This window comes from Nonomuraea sp. NPDC049158 (genome assembly GCF_040648335.1).
Lineage (GTDB): Bacteria > Actinomycetota > Actinomycetes > Streptosporangiales > Streptosporangiaceae > Nonomuraea.
In genome coordinates this window covers 318,927-339,340 of record NZ_JBEZDM010000001.1, presented here as the reverse complement: position 1 = coordinate 339,340, position 20,414 = coordinate 318,927, and the positions used below count along the sequence as shown (strand labels likewise).

Genomic DNA, 20,414 nt, shown 5'->3' with positions numbered 1-20,414 from the left:
TTCGTTGCGCTGGTCCGTTGTTTTTGGTCTGTTGTTTTGGCCCGTCGCGCTGCTCGTTGTCGGGTCTCACCGGCCGCGTCTGCGGGCGGCGGAGGCTTCGAGCCCCGATCGGCGCAGCTGGGCACGTACGTGGCTGCCGCCGTCCGCGCCGGTCCCGAGCGCGTGGCCCGCGCCCGAGGACATGGCCTCGATGGTCTGGCCGAGCGCCGACACGGTCGGCGCCTCGTAGAGGATGTGGGGCGGCAGCTCGTCCAGCTCGAAGGCCCGGCGCATCGCGGCCACGATGCTGACGCCGAGCAGTGAGTTGCCGCCGAGCTCGAAGAAGTTGTCCAGGACACCGACCCGGTCGAGCTTGAGCGAGTCGCACCAGATGCCGGCGATCTGCTCCTCGGCCGACCCCGACGGCTCCTGGTAGGGGGTGACCAGCTCGGGTCGGGGGTGCCGCTCGCCGCTCACGCCACCCACGGCGGGCGAGGTGACCGCCTCCAGGTTGAAGCGCGAGCTGCCGAGCACCACCGTCGGGAAGTCCTGCGTGGACACCACGACCCGGGGCTCACCGCTGGCCAGCGCGCGCAGCAGCGCCCGCCAGCCGTCCTCGAAGTCGATCCCGACGCGGGCCCGGTTGTCGCGGAAGAACTGCTGCAACGCGCCGTCGTACCCGGCCAGGCCCTCCTCCCAGGCGTTCCAGGTCCACTCGCCCCAGTCGATGGCCAGGACCCGCCTGCCGGTGTCGGCGAGCTGGTGGGCGTACCCGTCGAGGAAGGCGTTGGCGGCGCAGTAGTCCACCTGGCCCGGCCCACCGCCGGTCGCCGAGGTGATGGAGGCGAACAGCACCAGGAAGTCCAGCTCGACCTCGTCGGGGCGGCCGATGCGCAGCGCCTCGGCGATGGCCAGGGTGCCGCCGATCTTCGGGGCCAGCACCTGGTCCAGCTCGTCGGACCGCTTGAACTGCATCAACCCCATGCCCGGCACGCCCGCCGCGTGGAGGACCCCGTGGAGGGCGCCGAACCGCTCGACCGCCGTCTCCACGGCCCGGCGGACGTCCTCGGGCTTACTGACGTCGCCGGTGACGATCTCGACCCGGCCGCCGAGTTTCTCGATCTCGAGCACTTGGACGATCCGCCGCCGGGTCGCCTCCTCGGCCGCATCGTTGGGTCCGGCACCGTTGGACCCCGCACCGTTGGACCCCGCGCCGTTGGTGCCCGCGCTCGCCAGGATGCGGGACCACTCCGCTCGGGGTGGCAGGCCGCGGCGGGCGAGCAGGACGAGGTTGGCGTGACAGTCGCGGGCCAGCCGTTCGGCCAGGCCGAGGGCGATACCGCCGAGCCCGCCCGTGATCAGGTAGACACCGCCTTCGCGGAGCGTCTCCAGGTCCGGATCGACCGCCATGGTCTCGTAACCGGGCACCCAGCGTCGGCCGTTGCGCAGCGCCACGATCCGGTCGGCCTGCGGCCTCCGCAACTCGGCCACCAACCCACCGACCACCGAACCGCCCCTGCCACTGGCCGCGAGCGGGCCGGTCGCCAGGTCGATGAGGCGGGTGGCGACCTTCGGGTACTCCAGGGGGATCACCAGGCAGGGACCGATCAGCGTCGCACCGTCCGGGTTGGACACGTCGTCGCCCAGCACCTGCTGCGTGCCGGTGACGGCGACGTCCAGAGACCAGTCGTCGGTGCCAGATTCGGCCGCCGCCCTGGCCAGCGCGACGAGTGTGTGCAGGCCGTACCGGATGGTCATGTCGTCGGCGGCGGCGTCCAGCGTCCAGAGGTGGACCACCCGCTCCAGCGGCCGACCGGCGGCGCGCAGGTCGCGCAGCAGCGAGAGCGTGTCGCCCACGCTGCCCGGCCGTACCGTGTAGCCGTCGGGGGTGGCGGCGTACGCGTCGCCGGGGCGTACCAGCGTGACCGTGGCGCCGGCCGTCCGCCGCAGCTCGGCGGCGACCTGGTCGGCGAGCCCGTCGCGGGTGTAGACCAGCCACGAGGCCGGCGCCTCACCCGGCGCGGGCGCGGCGGTCTGCCGCCATACGGGCAGGTACATCCACTGGTCTTCCGGCAGCCTGGGCAGGTTCGTGATCGCCTCGAACAGGTTGTCCGGATCGAGCGCCGGCAGCGCGCCGACCAACTGCCGCCGCGCGCCGGTCGCGGGCGGGTCGATCCAGTAGCGCTGACGCTGGAAGGGGTACGTCGGCAGCGGGATCCGCCCCGGCAACCCGGCCCCAGGCACTTCAGACGCCCCGGCGGCAAGCCCGGCATCGGGACCAGCGGCGAGTCCGGGGTTTCGGTGTCTGCCGTGGTGGGCGGCCCAGTCGAGGTCGGCGCCGAGTAGCCACAGCCGGGCCAGGCAGCCGGCGAGTACCTCGTCATCTGGGCGGCTGTCGCTGCCGCCGGGCAGCGCGTTGAGGATGAGCGGCCACCGCTGCGGCGGACATCCGGCGGCGCGTACCAGGGCGCCGAGCGACTGCCCCGGGCCGATCTCGACCACGGCCAGCTCCGGGTCGGCGAGCAGCGCGTCGATCCCGTCCGCGAACCGTACGGTCCCGCACATGTGCCGGGCCCAGTAGCCCGGGTCGCACACCAGGTCCGCGTCGGCGATCTCGCCGGTCACGTTCGAGATGTACGGCAGGGCGGGCGGGTTGAGCTGGACGTTCGCCTCGACCCAGGCGGTCAGGTCGTCGCTCAGGCGGGCCAGCATCCTGGAGTGGAAGGCGTGGGTGGTCTGCAGCGGGCGGCACGGGATCTCGGCCCGCCGCAGGTCGGCGAGGAGCCCGTCCATCGCCTCGACCGGACCGGCGACGACCGTCACCTGCGGGCCGTTGACGGCGGCCAGGTCGAGCCCCCGCTCGTCGAGCCTGAACCGGCGCCGCAGCTCGCCGGCGGGCAGCGACACGGCGGCCATCGAGCCGGGCGGCACGCCGTCGATCAGCTTCGCCCGGTACGCCACCAGCGCGACGGCGTCCGGCAGCGACAGGACTCCGGCCAGGCAGGCGGCGACGTACTCGCCGAGGCTGTAGCCCAGCATCATCCGCGGCTGTAAGCCCCAGGTCATGAGCGTGCGGGCCAGGGCGTACTCGACGGCGAACAGGGCGGGCTGGACGATCTCCGTACGCTCCAGCACGCCGACCCGCTCGTCCCCACCCGAGCCCGTGCGGCCCAGTAGGGCGGCGAGGTCGGGGGCGGTGCCGCGGCCGCCCGCGAGCAGGTCCGCGAGGTCCACGTCGCCCAGCGATCCGTGCAGGAGCTCCAGGCACTCGTCGAGCGCCGCGCGGAACTCCGGCTCGCGCCGATACAGCTCGGTGACCAGGCCCGGATACTGCTCCCCCGCCCCGGCGAACAGGAACGCCACCGGACGCCCCTGCACCGTGTCGACCCGGCTCAGCACCCCGGGGTTCGGCGATCCCCCACCCAGTACGGCGGAGTTCGGCGACCCCCCGCTCAGCACGCCGGGGTTCAGTGACTCCCCACCCAGTACGGCGGCAGCCGACTCAAGGCTGTCCACGACCGCGACGCGCCGGTGCTCGAACGTCTTGCGTCCCACCTGGAGCGTGAACGCCACGTCCGCCAACCGGATACCGGGCGAGGCGGCCAGGTGTCGTCCGAGGCGCTCGCCCGCCTGGTCGGCCGCGGTGGCGTTGCGCGCGGACACGGGCAGCACCTGGTACCTGCGGGAGGACTCGGGCGAAACGGGCGGCGCCGGGGGCCGGACGGGAGCCTCCTCGACGACCATGTGCACGTTGGTGCCGCCCATGCCGAGCGAGTTGATGCCCGCGATGCGCGGCCGTCCGTCGCGGGTTCGCCACGGGGAGAGCTCGGCGTTGACGTAGAAGGGGCTGTTCTCGAAGTCGATCTCCGGGTTGGGGCTGGTGTAGTGCAGGCTGGCCGGGATCACCCGTTCGCGCAGCGCGAGCGAGGTCTTGATCAGTCCGCTCGCGCCCGCGGCGCGGTCCAGGTGACCGATGTTGGTCTTCACCGAGCCGATCGGGCAGTACTGCGTCTGCTCGGTGTCGCCGAACGCCCGCGTCAGCGCCGCCAGCTCGATCGGGTCGCCGAGTTCGGTGGCGGTGCCGTGCGCCTCGATGTAGCTGATGTCCTCGCCGGTCACCCCGGCGTCGGCCATCGCGTCGGCGATCACCCTGGCCTGACCGACCACGCTCGGCGCGGTGAAGCCGACCTTGAGCGCGCCGTCGTTGTTCATCGCCGAGCCGCGGATCACGGCCCAGATGTGGTCGCCGTCGCGTACCGCGTCCGACAGCCGCTTGAGCAGCACCACCGCGGCCCCGTCACCGAACATGCTGCCCCGAGCCTTGGCGTCGAACGTCCGTACGTGACCGTCGGGCGACTCCTGCCCCCCGGGCCCGAACTTGTGCCCGACCCGGTCGGGCACCCGGATCGACACGCCGCCGGCCAGCGCGAGCTCGCACTCGCCGTTGCGCAGGCTCTGCACCGCCAGGTGCGCCGCGACCAGCGAGGTCGAGCAGAACGTCTGCACCGCGACACTCGGCCCGTACAGGTCGAACAGGTAGGAGACGGTCGTGGTGAGCGCGTCCTTGTCGTTGCCCATGATGATCTCGTAGTGGCTGACCTCCTCCTCGTCGTTCAGGAGGTGCTCGCCCATGCGGAGCAGGTACGTGCTGATGTTGCTGCCGCCGAACACGCCGACCCGGCCCCTGCTCTCCGGCACCGCGTACCCGGCCTGCTCCAGCGCCTCCCAGCACACCTCGATGAACGCCCGCTGCTGCGGGTCGGTGATCGCCGCCATCCGGGGGCTCAGGCCGAAGAACGCGGCGTCGAAGCCGCTGACGTCGTCGAGCACCGGGCGGGCGGGGACGTACGACGGGTCGTGGATGAGGTCGGGGGCCACTCCGGCGGCCAGCAGCTCCTCCTCGGAGAAGAAGCTGATGGACTCGACGCCTTCGCGCAGGTTGTTCCAGAACGTACCCACGTCGGTGGCGCCCGGGAAGTGGCCGGCCATGCCGACGATGGCGATCCGCCGGTCGTCGTCCATGTCGCTGCCGGTGCCGGTACCGGTCCCGGTGCGGCCGGCAGGTCCGGCGGTGCCTTCCACGGTCTTCTGGGCGACTCGCTTGGCCACCGTCGCGGCGCGGGCACTCGTCTTCCCGGTACGGCCGGCGGTGGCGCCCTTCTCGTCGAGGATTCCGGCGAGCGTGTGCACCGTCGGCGCCTCGAACAGCATCACCGTCGGAACCGCGATCCCGAACCGCTTCTTCACCAGGGCCAGCATCTGCAGCGCGACGAGCGAGTTGCCGCCGAGGTCGAAGAAGTTGTCCCTGGTCCCGACCGGCTCGATGCCGAGCACGTCGGACCACAGCTCGGCCAGCGCCCGCTCGGTCGCGGTCAGCGGCGGGCTGTACGGCTGAGGCAGCTCGGGACGGGGGAACCTGGTCCCGCCCGCCCCCGGCTCCGGCCCCGTCACCGCCCGGGGCAGCCGGTCGTCGAGTCCGCCCGCCGCCACCACGAGGCTCGGCCGGTCGTCGGCCACCAACCGGTCGAACGCCGCCAGCCCCTCCTCCGTGCTCATGGCGTGCGCGGCCATCGCGGCGCCGATGCCGCCTTCCATGCCTTCGAGCGTCCGCGACCAGGTGTCCCAGCTCGCGGCCACCCACCGGGTGGGCGAGGCTCCGGTGTCGTGGGCGACCGCAGTCAGCGCGGCGTTCGCCGCCGCGTAGCTGCCGAACGTGATGCCGCCCAGCAGCGACGACGTCGAGGAGAACAGCAGGCAGAAGCCGGGCGCCTGCTCAGCGGGGAGCTCGCCGAGCACCTCGCGCAGGACCAGCGCACCCGTCACCTTCGCGCCGAAGTGCCGCGCTACGGCTTCCTGGTCGAGGTCGCGCATCGACAGGAACGTGTCCCGGCCGGTCTCGGCGGCGGCATGAATCACCCCGTCGAGCCGCCCGCCCACCCGCAGTACCTCGCCTGACGCCCCGCTTCGCGCGTCGCCGAGCACCTCGGCCAGCAGGGCGCGCATCGCGTCGGCGTCTGTCACGTCGGCCCGCGGCGTCAGCACCTCAGCCCCGAGCGCCCGCAACCGCTGGACGCCCTCGTGGCGCGGGTCACCGGCCATGGCGGGCACGCCGCCGCGGCTGGTGAGGATCAGCCGGGCGGCTCCGGCCCGCACCAGGTGCTCGGCCACCAGCAGCCCGACGTCCCCGAGACCACCGGTCATCAAGTACGTCCCGCCGGGCCGTACCCCCAGACCGGTCTGTGCCTGGTCCCGGTCGGCGGGGACGTAGTCGCGGGTGTGGCGGCGTCCGTCGCGGTAGGCCACCAGGGCGTCGGTCGCCGGACCGCCGAGCTCGGCCACCAGGTCCCGGGCCGTCGCGGCGATGTCGGCGCCGGCCTCGAGGTCCACGCAGCGGCAGTCGAGGTTGAGGTACTCCTGGTTGGCCACCAGCGGCAGCGTGGCGGCGGCGGCGTGGCCGGGGTCCGGCACCTCGCCGTCGACGACCGCCTGGCCGGCCCGGGTGGCGACGATGATCCTGGTGCTGTCGCCGCCCTCGCTGCCCCAGGCGTCCAGCATCCGGGAGAGCGGGAGCACCACCTGGCGCCCGTCGCCACCGGAGCCGGCGTGGTCGAGCAGCCGCAGATCGAGCAGGACCGTCGGGGTCTCGCTCGCCAGGCTCCTGGCCAGGGCGGCGTGGTCGGCCGCGGACTCGGGGTCGATCGTGTAGCCGCGGGTCATCTCGGCGAACGCGCCGCCCGGCCGTACCAGCACGATCTCGGTGCCGTCGGAGCCGAGCGACTCGACGACCGCGTCAGCGACACCGCCCGCGTCGGCGAGCACCACCCAGCGCCCGGCCGCGCCCGAACCGGTCGTGGCGGGTACGTCGGTCGCGATCCAGCGCGGGACCATGAGCTGGACGTGCGGAGCCGTCTCCTCAGGAGGGGGAGCCAGAGCGGCGGCGGCCGGGGCGGGCCCGGCCTGGTGGCGGGGCGGGTCGATCCAGTAGCGCTCCCGCTGGAACGGGTAGCTGGGCAGCCCCACCTTGCGTACGGGCTGATCCTGCCGGTAGCCGGCCCAGTCGACCGGCACGCCCGCCAGCCACAACCGCCCCAGCCCCTCGGCCAGTACGGTGCCGGCCGGGCGGGGGTCGGCGGCGGCGGGGAGCGAGGAGACCACCAGCGGCCAGCGGTCCCGGGGGCAGTCGCGGTGACCGCGGGCCATCGCCCCGAGCGACTGCCCGGGACCGATCTCCAGCAGCGCGAGCTCACCCTGCTCGAGCAGCGTGCCGAGCACGGCGTCGAACAGCACCGGCCCGCACATGTGCCGCGCCCAGTAGCCGGGGTCGGTCGCCTCGGCGGCGGTGATGAGGGCGCCGGTGACGTTCGAGACGTACGGGATGCGCGGCTCTTCGAGCGTGATGTGGGTGGCGATCCAGCGGGTCAGCTCGTCGCGTACCGGCTCCATCATGCGCGAGTGGAACGCATGGCTGGTGGCCAGCGGCCGGCACGGCACCGACTCGCCCGCCAGGAACTCCCTGACCGCCTCCATCGCGGCGGGCGGGCCGGCGAGCACGGTGAGTTCGGGGCCGTTGACCGCGGCCACGTCCACGTCCGCGATGCCCGCCCGCGCCAGCCGGGTCCGCAGGTCGTCGGCGGCCAGCGGCACGGCGCTCATCGCGCCGGCCGGGAGCGCGTCGATCAGCCGTGCCCGGTGGGCGACCAGCGCCAGGGCCGAGTCCAGGGTGAGGACGCCCGCCAGGCAGGCGGCCACGTACTCGCCGAGGCTGTAGCCGGCCAGCAGCGCCGGTTCGATGCCCCAGGAGCGTACGAGCTGGGCCAGGGCGTACTCGACCGCGAACAGCGCGGGCTGCAGCACCGCCGTGGGCATGGTGTCGACCGGCGCCGCCTCCCGCCCGAGCAGCCGGTCGAGCCCGGCGGCCTGGCCGGGCTGCCTGGGGAGCAGCAGCTCGGCCAGCGGGTCGATCCCGCCGAGGTGGTCGCGGAGCGTGGCCCGGCACTCGTCGAGCGTCTGCCTGAACACCGGCTCGGTCTCGTACAGCTCGGCGGCCAGGCCCGGGTACTGCTCGCCGGTGCCCGCGATGAGGAACGCGACGGGCCGGTCGGCGCGGCTGTCCGCGCGGGCCAGTACCCCGGCGTCGCGCAGCCCGGCGACGGCCTCGTCAACGGTGGTGGCGACCAGCATCCGGCGGTGCCCGAACACCTGCCGCCCGGCCTGCAGCGTGTGAGCGACGTCGGGCAGGAGGCGCGTGTCGGGGTCGGTCGCGAGATGGTCGGTCGTCGCGTCGGCCACGGCGGACGCGAGGTGGTCGGCGAGGCGGTCGGTCATGGCGTCGGCCGCGGCGGCGGACCGCGCGGACCACACCAGCAGTTCCGGACGCGACGCCGCGGCCGGAAGCGGAACGGCGGGCACGGGAACGGGGGGCGCCTCTTCCAGCACCACGTGGGCGTTGGTCCCGCCGATGCCGAACGCGCTCACCCCCGCCCGCCGGGTCCGGCCGGGCCTGCGCGGCCAGGCGATGAGCCTGGTGACCACCTCCAGCTCGGCCTCACCGGCGCTGAGCTGCGGGTTGGGCTCGGTGAGGTTGCGGGTCGGCGGGATCTCGTCGTGACGCAGGGCGAGAGCGGTCTTGATGAGGCTGGTGACGCCGGCCGCCCGGTCGAGGTGGCCGAGGTTCGTCTTGACCGAGCCGATCAGGCACGACTCGTCATGGAACACCTGCTGCAGCGCGGCCAGCTCGGCCGCGTCACCCAGCGCGGTCCCGGTGCCGTGCGCCTCGACGTAGTCGATGTCGGCGGGCATCAGCCCGGCACTGGCGAGCGCTTCGGCCATGACGGCGGCCTGACCCTGTACGCCGGGAGCGGTGAAGCCCACCTTCCTGCCCGCGTCGTTGTTGACGGCCCAGCCCCGGATGACGGCGTAGATCTGGTCCCCGGCGGCCAGCGCGTCCTCCAGTCGGCGCAGCGCCACCACGCCGACGCCGCTGCCGAGCGGGCTGCCCAGGCCGCCCGCGTCGAAGGCCCGGCACTCGCCGTCGGGCGGCGCGATGCCGCCCTGCTGGTACAGGTAGCCGACCCGGTGCGGCACGTTGACCGCGACGCCGCCCGCCAGCGCCAGGTCGCACTCGAACCCGGCCAGGCTGGAGGCCGCCGCGCAGACCGCGACGAGCGACGTGGAGCAGTAGCTCTGCACCGCGTAACTCGGGCCCGACAGGCCCAGCGTGTGGGCCACGCGGAGGGTCAGCGAGTCCTTGTCGTTGGCCAGGCCGAGGGCCAGCTCGCCCATGGTGGCGGCGATGTCGTTCGGCATCAGGTTGTGCTGCAGGTACGAGCTCCAGCCGGACCCGCCGAACACGCCGATCGAGCCGTCGAAGCGGGTGGGGTCGCAGCCGGCGTCCTCCAGGGCCTCCCAGCTGTGTTCCAGGAACAACCGGTGCTGCGGGTCGAGGATCTGGGCCTCCTTCGGGCTGAACCCGAAGAACCCCGCGTCGAACAGCTCGACGCCGTCGATCACCGCCCCGGCCTTCACGTACCCGGGATCCGCCAACAGGTCCTCGGGCACTCCGGCGGCCCGCAACTCCTCATCGGTGAACCGGGTGATGCCGGAACGGCCGTCACGGATGTTCGCCCACAATCCGGCCACGTCGGCGGCTCCGGGGAACCGTCCCGACATCCCGACTATCGCAATGTCATTGCCGGAGACCTCGCCGGCCAGGTCATCAGTCACGTCAACGGTCCTTATCTCGGGACTCAAGCTCAAGTCGGGCTTCATTTCCGTCCGCCCCCGGAACGGGCCCGGCGCCGTCGCTGCCCCCGAGCCGAGCTGGTGGTGAGTGCCTGCCGTGTGGAGCCGTCGTCCGACCGCTCCAGCGCGGTCGCGAACTCCGCGACCGTCGGGTGCTCGAACAGCACCGCGGGCGCGATGGCCACACCGAGCTCCTTCTCGATGGCGAGCACCATGGCCATGCCGACCAGGGAGTTGCCTCCGAGGTCGAAGAACGGGTCGTACACGCCGACCTGCTCGATGCCCAGATAGGCGCCCCACAGGTCGGCGATCCTGGTCTCGGTCTCGGTCCTGGGCGCCACGTACTCGGTCCGCAGCAGCGGCCGCGGGAACCGCTCCCCGCCAGGCGCCGCCGCCGCACCGACCAGAGCGTCAAGGTCGATCATGGACGACCAGTCGCGCAGGATGTCCCGCAGCGGCTGGCGCGCGGTCAGGACGCTGCCGTGGCCGCCGGTCACGATCCGGTCGAGGAACGCGCAGCCCGCCTCCTCGGCGAACCCGTACCTCTCCCGGTAGGCGGTCACCCGCTGGGCGAGGCTGGAGGCGCCCTTGAGGGAGTCGGCCTGCCAGTCGTCGTGCTGCCACGGCCCCCAGGCGACCGACACCACCCTGGTGGACGGCGCGGTGGCCGCCAGCGCCTCGCCGTACGCGTCCAGCACGGTGTTGGCGGCGCAGTAGTCGCCCTCGCCGATGCCGCCGAACGCGGTCACGGCGGAGGAGTACAGAACCAGCAGCTCGGGCCGCTCCCCGGCAGGCGTGTCCGGACCGACCAACTCGGCGAGGGGTCCCATCGCCATGACCTTGGGCGCGAGCACCGCCCCCGCTTCGGCCACGGTCCGCCGCTGCACCATCCCACCCGCCGGGACGCCGGCCGCGTGGACCACGCCGGTCAACGTGCCGAAGTGCTCCCGGCACCGGCGCAGCGCCCGCCGCAACTCGTCGGGGACACCGGCGTCGGCGGTCAGCAACAGCACCTCGGCCCCGGCCGCCTCCAGCTCGGCGACATCTGCCAGACTCCGCGCCACCTTCCCGCCCGGCTCGGGCAGGGCGGTGTTCAGGGGGGTACGGCCTACCAGGGCGAGCCGCCGCACTCCTGCTCGCACCAGGTGCTTGGCCAGGCCCATGCCGAGGCCTCGGGCACCACCGGTGATCAGGTAGACGCCGTCGGCCCACCACGGGCTCCCGGCCGGTTCGCCCTGGTCCGGGACCTCGCCCCAGCTCTTCACCCAGCGACGGCCGCGCCGCCAGCCGGTCAGCCGGTCGTGCGCCTCGTCGGGCTCCCTGAGCAGCTCATGGACGAGCTGCCCGGCCGCCTGCGCGTCGTCCTCCGGGTCGAGGTCGACACCGCTCCAGGTCAGTCCGGTGTACTCGTGGTGCGCCGCCCGCCCGAGCCCGTGCGTCACGGCCCGGTACGGCGCGAGCGCGTCGCCGCCCAGGATCTCGGCGGCCCCCTGGGTGACCGTCAGCAGCCGCACACCCTGGCGCGCGGGCAGCTCACCCAGCGCCTGTACGGCCAGCAGCAGGCTGTCGAACCCGTACCCGATGGCCGCCCGCAGCTCCTCATCGGTGGCGTACACCGGAGTGGCTGCCGTGGCGAACCGGCTCCACAGATGGACCACATGCACCGGCCCCGGCTCCGTGACTGCGGCGAACACCTGGGCGTAGTGCTCGGGCACGGCGGGATCGATGACGATGCGACGCCCGTCCTGCCGCAGCCCGCTCCCGGCGACGACCTCGACCACCTGGGTCCCGGCCGCGGCGACCGTCTCGGCAAGCGCCGCACCGACCCCCGCCGAATCGGCGAAAACCACCAACGGCCCACTGAGCCGTACGGCAGGCGCGGCATCCCCCGGACGGCCATCGCCAGAGGCGAGGTGCGCCGGGGTGGGGCGGGTGGTGTCCTGCTGCCAGATCGGGGCGAAGGCGAAGTCGGCCGGTTTGGCGGGCCGGTCGGTTCGGGGGACGTCCCGGCCCTGGTCCGGCCAGAAGCGGGTGCGCTGGAAGGGGTAGGCGGGCAGGTCGACGAGGCGGGCGCCGGCGGGGCGGGTGGGCGCCCAGTTCAGCGTGACGCCCAGCTCCCACAGCCGTCCACACGCCTCCAGGACCTCGGACCGCGCGTCCCGCCGCTCCCCCGCCGTCCACAGCGGCGGCAGGGTGCCGAGTACGGTGGCCGGCCGGTCGGACAGGTTCTGCCGGACCAGCCCACCGAGGGTCTGGCCGGGGCCGAGCTCGACGAAGGCGTCCACTTCCTGCGAGACGCAGTGCCGTACCGCGTCGGCGAACCGGACCGGACTGACCAGCTGATCGGCCCAGTACTGGGAGCTGGTGGCCTGCTCGGCCGTCAGCGCGGTGCCGGTGAGGTTGGACACGATGGTGATGGCAGGTGCCTGGCGCGGCACGGAGTCGAGCAGCGCGGCCAGCTTCTCGCGGGCCGGCTGGAGCAGCGAGGAGTGGAACGCGTGCGCGGACCGCAGCGGCCGACAGGCGACACCCTCGGCTGTGAGGCGGCGGGTGACGGCCTCGATGTCCTCGGGGCGCCCGCTGAGCACGGTCATCGAGGGCCCGTTGAGCGCCGCGACATCCACCTCGACCTCGGCGCCGACGAGCAGTCCCCGCACGCGGCCATTTCCTGCGGCGAGCGGTTCCCGCACGCGGTCCTCCCCTGCGGCGGGCAGGTCCCGAACGCTGTCCCCTGCGGCGGGCAGGTCCCGAACGCTGTCCTCTGCGGCGAGCAGTTCTCGCAAACGGTCCTCGCCTGCGGCGACGGCGACCATGCGGCCCGGCGGGGCGGCGGCGATCAGGCGGGCTCGTTCGGCGACCACGTACAGGGCGTCCTCGAGGGTGTACACGCCGCCGAGGCAGGCCGCCACGTATTCGCCGAGGCTGTAGCCGATCAGCAGGTCCGGGGTGACGCCCCAGTGGGACAGGAGCCGGGCGAGCGCGTACTCGACGGTGAAGAGGAACGGGTGCGCGATCTCGGCATGGCTGAGCGGGTCGTCGGCCCGATCCTGCACAGAACCGTCCCGACCCAGCAGCGCCGCAAGGTCCCCGTCCGAGGGCCGTGACGGGTCCTCTCCCGAGGGCCGTGCCTGGTCGGCGGCGGGCTTCTCGTCGTCGCTCAGGTCGTCTGCGGAGCCGAACAGGGGGCGCAGGTCCACGCCGCACCGGTCGGCGGCCAGCTCGACGCAGCGGTCTACCGCCTCGGCGTAGACGGGCTCAGTGCGGTACAGCTCCCTGCCGAGATCCGCGTACTGGTCGCCGACGCCGGGCAGCAGGAACGCGACCCGGGGGCGGCCCTTCACCCGGTGGACGCCGCCCTCGGTGGCGACGCGGCCCAGCAGGCGTACGGCGTCCGGGAGGTCGGCGCAGACCAGGGCGCGTCGATGATCGTGCTCGGAGCGACCGGCCTGCAGCGTACGCGCCACGTCGGCCAGGGCCGCAGCCGACCGGGCCGTTTCCAGCCTGCCCGTTTCCGGCCGGTCCGTGTCCGACCGGTCCGTGTCCGACCGGTCCGTGTCCGACCGGTCCGCCAACGCCGCGGACAGGCGCCCGGCGTGCTCTCGCAGGGCGGCGTCACTGGCCGCCGACACGGGCAGCACCAGTGCCCGAGCAATGCCGTGCCCGGCGCCGGTGGCTTCCGGCAGGTGGTTGGACGACCTCTGGGAATCGCTGAGTTCGGCGGCGGACCTCCCCGCATCGCCGAGCTCGGGGGCGGATTCCAGGATGACGTGGGCGTTCGTGCCCGACCAGCCGAACGAGCTCACCCCCGCCAGCCGCGGCCCCGCCCCCGTGAACGCCTGTGGCGTCCCGGTCATCGGCAGGACCGTCCCGTCCTCCGGGATCGCCGCCGCCGGGTCCGACAGGTGCAGGTTCGGCGGGATCAGTTCGTTCTCCAGCACCAGGACCGTCTTGATCAGCCCGGCCACCCCGGCCGCCGCCTGGGTGTGGCCGATGTTGGTCTTCACCGCGCCGACCCGTAACGGCCGGGTGCCGGGGCGCCGGCCGAAGACGTCGTGCAGGGCCGACAGCTCGATGGCGTCCCCCAGGTGGGTGCCCGAGCCGTGTGCCTCCACGTACGAGATGTCGTCGGGGGTGACCCGAGCGGCGGCCAGGGCGCGGCCGATCACGTCGGCCTGGGCGCCGCGACTGGGGGCCGTGAGGCCGTTGCTGCGGCCGTCCTGGTTGACGGCCGAGCCGCGGATCACCGCGCGGACGCGCCGGCCGTTCTGGATCGCCTTGGACAGCGGCTCCAGTACCACGACGCCGCCGCCCTCGCCCATGACGTAGCCGTCGGCGCTCGTGTCGAACGTCTTGCACTTCCCGTCCGCGCACAGCATCGACGCCGCGCACGCCTGGATGAAGGTGCTCGGGTGGAACGTCATAGACGCCCCGGCGGCGATCGCGAGGTCGCACTCACCCCGCCGCAGCGCCTCCGCCGCGAGGTGGACCGCGATCAGCGAGGACGAGCACGCCGTGTCGATGGCCATGGTGGGGCCGCACAGGTTGAGCAGGTACGCGATGCGCCCGGCCGCGACGCTCATGGACGAGCCCTGGCCCAGGTACGGGTCCGCGAGCGCCTCCGCGCCGTGCCGTTCGAGCTGGAGCCTGCCGTACTGGAGGCTGTCCATGTAGCCGACCATCACGCCGGTACGGCTGCCCGCCAGGCGCGACGGCGGCGCGCCCGCGTCCTCCAGGCCCTCCCAGGCCAGTTCGAGCAGGAGGCGCTGCGTCGGGTCCATCCGCAGGGCCTCGCGTGGCGAAAGGCCGAAGAACTCGGCGTCCCAGCCGGCGATGTCCGGCAGGAAGGAGCCGTATCTGGTGTACATGCCGCCGGGGGTACGAGGGTCGGGGTCGTAGTAGTCGTCGATGTCCCACCGGGAGGACGGCACCTCGGTGACCGCGCTGCCGCCGTCGCGCAGCAGGTTCCAGAAACCCTCGACCGTGTCGCCGCCACCGGGGTAGCGGCACGCCATCCCGATGATCGCGATGGGCTCGTGCTGACGATCTTCGGCCTCGGCGAGGCGGCGGCGCGTCTGGGTCAGTTCGACGGTCACGCGCTTGAGATAGTCGCGAAGTTTGTCCTCGGTCGCCATCGGACGAGCCTTTCCGGTAACGAGAGTCATGGTCAGAATTCGTTGTCGATGAGCGCGAAGATCTCTTCATCGGTCGCGGAGTCGATCTTCTCCGCCGCGCCGTTCATGCCGTCGGGATCGACTCCGAGCCTGGTCAGGGCACTCTGCAGAATCGGGATGAGCTTGCCGCGGATGCGCTCGGCGTCGCCGTTGGCGCGGGCGAGTATCGAGTCGACGCGTTCCAGCGCGCCGCGCAGCGTGTCCTCCGCCGAGGGGGCCGCCGGCGCGAGCTTCCTGAACAGGTAGTCGGCCAGCGTGGTGACAGTCGGGTGGTCGAAGACCAGGGTCGCGGGCAGCCGCAGCCCGGTGTCGGCGTTGAGCCGGTTGCGCAGCTCGACGGCGGTCAGCGAGTCGAAGCCGAGCGTGTTGAACGCGCTGCCGACGTCGACCGCGTCCACGCTGTCGTGCGCGAGTACGGCGGCGACGTGCGCGCGGATGACGTCGGTGATCAGCTTGCGGGCGTCGGTGTCGGACAGGCTGGGCAACCGGGTCGCCAGCCCGGCGTTGCCCGCGTGCTGCCCGGATCCGGTACGGCGCGGCGCCCGGACCAGTCCCCGCAGCAGGGGCGGCAGGTCACCCGCCTCAGCCCTCGCCCGCAGCCCGGGACCGTCCCAGCCGGAGGCGACGACGAAGGCCTCGTCACCGCCGAGCGCCGCGTCGAACAGCTCCAGCCCCTGCGCCACACTCAGCGGCGCGACGCCCGCGCGGGCCAGGCGGGCGGTGTCGGCCACCGTCAGCGCGCCGGTCATGCCGGAGCCGGTGTCCCACAGTCCCCAGGCCACGGACGCCGCGGGCAGGCCGAGCCCACGCCGGTGCGTGGCCAGCACGTCGAGGAAGGCGTTCGCGGCGGCGTAGTTGCCCTGCCCGGCGTTGCCCAGCACGCCCGCCAGTGACGAGAACACCACGAACGAGGTGAGCGGCAGGCCGCGGGTCAGCTCGTGCAGGTGCCACGCCGCGTCCGCTTTCGGCGCGAACACCGCCTCCAGCTTCCGCTCCGACAGCCCGTCCAGGGTGGCGTCGTCCAGGACTCCGGCGGTGTGCACCACGCCGGTGAGTGGCCGGTCCCCGGGGATCGAGGCCAGCAGTACGGCCAGAGCGTCGCAGTCGGACACGTCGCAGGCGGTCACCGTGACCCGCGCCCCGAGGTCCTCCAGGCTCGACACCAACTCGCCTGCCCCCGGCGCCTCGGGGCCGCGCCGCGAGACCAGCAGCAGATCCCGTACGCCATGCCGCTCCACCAGCCGCCGCGCCACCAGAGCGCCCAGCCCACCGGTCCCGCCGGTCACCAGCGTTGTGCCCGTACCCTGGGGAGAAGCCGTGGTCGCGCCTTGAGGAGAGGCCACGCCCGCGCCGTGGATCGTGTCCGCGCGGTGGGTCGTGTCCGCGCCATGGGCGGACGATGCGGCCGGGCGGCGGGTCAGGCGGGGCGCCAGCGGCGCTCCGTCGCGTATCGCCAGCTGCGGCTCACCGGCGTCGATCGCCGCCGCCACCAGGTCCCAGTCCGTGACGCCCTCTTCCGCGTCCACCAGCGCGAACCGCCCTGGCTGCTCGGCCTGCGCCGACCGGACGAGGCCCCAGACCACCCCGGCGGCCACGGCCGCGGCGTCGACACGGTCCGTGGCGAGTACGCCCTGGGTGACGAATACGAGCCGGGCCCGCGCATCGGCCGGCCAGCTCCGCAGCAAGTTCAGCACCCGGCCGAACAACTCCCGTGCCCCGGCGGTCACGCTCGTGGAAACGGCCTCGCACCGGACCGCGACGAAGTCCGCGAAGCCCGCCTCCGAAGCCGCCAGCTCGCCCAACCTGCCTGATCCGTCTGATGCCGCCGAGAGGTCGTCCTCATCCAGCCAGACCCAGCGCGAGCCACCGTCCTCCGGTGAAGAGCCGCCAAGTTCCACGGGCACCTTCACCCAGTCGAGCCCCTGTGGGACCGCGCCCACCGACGGCTCAACCGGTACCGCCCTGGCCCGCAGCGACTCGATCGACAGCACCGCCCGGCCCGAGACGTCGGCCACCTCCACCACGGCGTCGTCGCCCGCCCACGCCAGCCGTACCCGCAGCACCGAAGAGCCCCCCGGCACACCCAGCCGCACTCCCCGGAACACGAACGGCAGCCGCAGTTCCCCGGAGCCCGCGAGCAGCAGCGGGTGGAACGCCGCGTCGAGCACGGCCGGGTGCATCCCGTACCCGTCGAGCTCCACTCCGTCGGGCGCCACGACCTCCGCGAACAGCTCCTCGTCCCGCCGCCACACCGTCCGCACGCCCTGGAACGCCGGGCCGTACTCGTAACCGGAGTCCGCCAGCCGCTCGTAACCGCCGTCGATGTTCACCGGCGACCCTCCCGCGGGCGGCCAGGCAGTGGCCCAGCCACGCTCCCCCGTCTCAGGAGCCGTTTCGAGGAGCGTGCCCGACGCATGACGGACCCACTCGGAGTCCGGCGAGGCGGAGAAGACGGTCAGCGCACGCCGCCCGGCGGCGTCGGACGGGCTCACCGTGATCTGCAGCCCGACCTCACCCGTGGCGGGCAGGACCAGCGGCGCCTCCAGCGTGAGCTCCTCCAGCAGGTCGCAGCCCGCGACCGCGCCTGCCTCCAGAGCCAGCTCGACGAACGCGGCCCCGGGCAGCAGCACGCTCCCGGAGACGGAGTGGTCGGCGAGCCACGGCAGCGCGGCCGACGACAGCCGCCCGGTGAGCAGGAACCCGTCGTCGGCCACCGGGACGACAGCAGTCAGCAGCGGATGCCGCGAGCCGCCGATCCCCGCGCCGCCCGCCTGCTGCGCGCGCCGCTCGGCGGTCTTGAGCCAGTACGTACGCCGATCGAAGGCATAGGTGGGCACATCCACCTGCCGGTACGGCACATCGGCCAGCGCCACCTGCCAGTCGACCTCGGCTCCGAGTACCCACGCCTGGGCCAGCGCGGCCAGGAACCGGCGCCAGTCACCGGCACCCCGGCGCAGCGACCCGCAGACCCCGGCGGTCATGTCCGCTTCATGGCAGATGTCCTCGATGTCGCCACCGAGCACGGGATGCGGGCCGACCTCGACGAACAGCGGCGTCCCGAACGACGCGAACGCCCCGATGGACTCGCGGAAGAGGACGGGGTTGCGCAGATTGTCGTACCAGTAGGCGGCGTCCAGCCCGGTCGGCTCGATGAAGGTGCCGGCCATGGACGAGCAGAAGGCCACGTCCGTCGCCTGCGGCGCGATGCCGGCCAGCGTGGCGAGCAACTCCTCGCGCAGCACTTCCACGTGCGGGGTGTGCGAGGCGTAGTCGACGGCGATCCTGCGTACCCGGACCGTCTCGCCCCACGCCACTGCGAACTCGTCGAGCGCGTCCACGTCTCCTGCCACGACCGTGCCCGCGGGCCCGCTGTGCACGGCTATCCACAGGCGGTCGGCCCACGGCTCCAGCCGGACCTCTTCGGCGGGCAGCGCCACGGCGAGCATCCCGCCCGTGGCGGCCGGCCCGCGCACCACGGCCTGGCTGCGCAGCGCCACGATCCTGGCCGCGTCGTCGAGCGTCAGCGCCCCGGCGACACAGGCCGCCGCGATCTCCCCCTGCGAATGACCCACCACCGCCGCCGGATCCACACCCAGCGACCGCCACACCTCCGCCAGCGACACCATCACCGCGAACAACGCCGGCTGAATGACCTCCGAACCCACCAGCTCGCCCGCGCGCAGGGCCTCCACGACAGACCAGCCCGCGTACGGGGCGAGCGCGGCATCGCAGCGGCTCATCCACTCGCGGAACACCTCACTCGACTCCAGGAGATCCACCGCCATGCCCGTCCACTGCGAACCCTGACCCGGGAAGACGAACACCGGCCGAACATCCGGCAGCGCCGTACCGCTGCTCACCGCCGCGTGCGACTCACCCGCGGCCAGCGCCGCCAAGCCCGCCACCAGCTCATCCCGGTCCGCGGCCACCACCACCGCGCGGTGCGCGAACCGCGCCCGCCGAGCGAGTACGGCTCCCGCGACGGCCAGATCCTCATCTGCCGCGGTGGCCGCGTATGTCCGCAAACGTTCCGCCTGCGCATGTAGCGACATTTCCGTTTTGGCGGACAATGCCCACACCAGCGGGCCATCCACCGGCACAGGTTCGGGCACCACCTCCGGCGCCTGTTCCAAGATCACATGAGCGTTGGTCCCGCTGATGCCGAACCCCGAGACCGCGGCCCGCATCGGCCGGTCCGAGACCGGCCAGGCCACAGCTTCCGTCAACAGTTCCACGGCCCCGGCCGACCAGTCCGCGTGCGGCGTCGGCTCGTCCACGTGCAGGGTGGCCGGCAGGGTCCGGTGTTCCAGCGCCTTCACCATCTTGATCACTCCGGCGACGCCGGCGGCGGCCTGGGTGTGGCCGATGTTCGACTTCACCGAGCCGAGCCGCAGCGGGCGGTCCGCCGGCCGGTCCTGCCCGTAGGCGGCGATGATCGACTCGGCCTCGATCGGGTCGCCGAGCCGGGTGCCGGTGCCGTGGGCCTCCACGGCGTCCACCTCGCGGGGTTCGAGCCGGGCGTCGGCCAGCGCCTGCCGGTACACCTCCCGCTGCGCCGGACCACTCGGCGCCGTCATGCCGTTGCTGGCCCCGTCCTGGTTGACAGCCGAGCCGCGGATCACCGCGAGGATCCGGCGGCCGTCGCGCTGCGCGTCCGACAGTCGTTCCAGCAGGATCACACCCGCGCCCTCGGCCCACGCGGCGCCGTCGGCGGCGGCCGAGAACGCCTTGCACCGGCCGTCGGGCGACAGAGCCTGCTGCCGCGAGAACTCCACGAACGGGTCCGGCGCCGCCATCACCGTCACGCCGCCGGCCAGCGCCAGCGCGCATTCGCCGCGCCGCAGCGCCTGGACCGCCAGGTGCACGGTGACCAGCGACGACGAGCACGCGGTGTCCAGGGTGACGGCCGGGCCCTCCAGCCCGAAGGTGTACGCCACCCGGCCCGACAGGACACTCGGCGTGCTGGAGGTGAGCAGCGTGCCCTCGACGGACTCGGGGATGGCCCCGAGGTAGCGGTCGGCGTAGTACTCGTACATGGTCCCCGCGTAGACCCCGGTCCTGCTGCCGCGCAGCGCGTCCGGGTCGAGGCCGGCCCGCTCGAACGCCTCCCAGCTCACCTCCAGGAACAACCGGTGCTGCGGGTCGGTGGCCAGCGCGCCGCGCGGGCTCATCCCGAAGAAGGGCGCGTCGAAGTCGCCGGCGTCGTACAAGAAGCCGCCGTGCCGCGTGTACGACTTGCCGAACGCGTCAGGGGCCGGGTCGTACAGGGCGTCGAGGTCCCAGCCGCGATCGGCGGGGAACTCACCGATCGCGTCCACGCCCGAGGACACCACCTCCCACAGATCCTCGGGACCGGCCACACCGCCGGGGTAGCGGCAGGCCATCCCGATGATCGCGATGGGCTCGTGGCGACGGTCTTCGATCTCGGCGAGGCGGCGGCGTGTCTGGGTCAGTTCGACGGTCACGCGCTTGAGGTAGTCGCGCAGCTTGTCCTCGGTCGACATCTGTCGCCTTTCGCAGGTA

General features: G+C 73.3%; 3 protein-coding genes. All 3 read right to left on the bottom strand.

Features of this window, described 5'->3' with window-relative positions; genetic code table 11:
• Nucleotides 1-66 precede the first annotated feature (66 nt).
• The 3 genes from AB0B61_RS01420 to AB0B61_RS01410 are packed head-to-tail and all read right to left on the bottom strand — an operon-like array spanning nt 67 to nt 20,395.
• On the bottom strand, nt 67-9,702 hold the full coding sequence (locus AB0B61_RS01420; protein WP_358426179.1) for an SDR family NAD(P)-dependent oxidoreductase: 9,636 nt from the start codon (nt 9,700-9,702) through the stop codon (nt 67-69).
• A 41-nt stretch (nt 9,703-9,743) separates the two neighbouring features.
• Entirely contained in the window at nt 9,744-14,852 is a 5,109-nt protein-coding gene (locus AB0B61_RS01415; RefSeq protein ID WP_358426176.1) for an SDR family NAD(P)-dependent oxidoreductase, read from the bottom strand.
• Between the two features lie 32 nt (nt 14,853-14,884).
• A complete protein-coding gene (locus AB0B61_RS01410; RefSeq protein WP_358426174.1) occupies nt 14,885-20,395 on the bottom strand; it encodes an SDR family NAD(P)-dependent oxidoreductase in 5,511 nt (1,836 codons plus the stop codon).
• Nucleotides 20,396-20,414 lie beyond the last annotated feature (19 nt).

Coding starts and splice junctions, on each gene's coding strand:
- AB0B61_RS01415 (WP_358426176.1), bottom strand. CDS start 14,852: ATGGCGACCGAGGACAAACTTCGCGACTATCTCAAGCGCGTGACCGTC.
- AB0B61_RS01410 (WP_358426174.1), bottom strand. CDS start 20,395: ATGTCGACCGAGGACAAGCTGCGCGACTACCTCAAGCGCGTGACCGTC.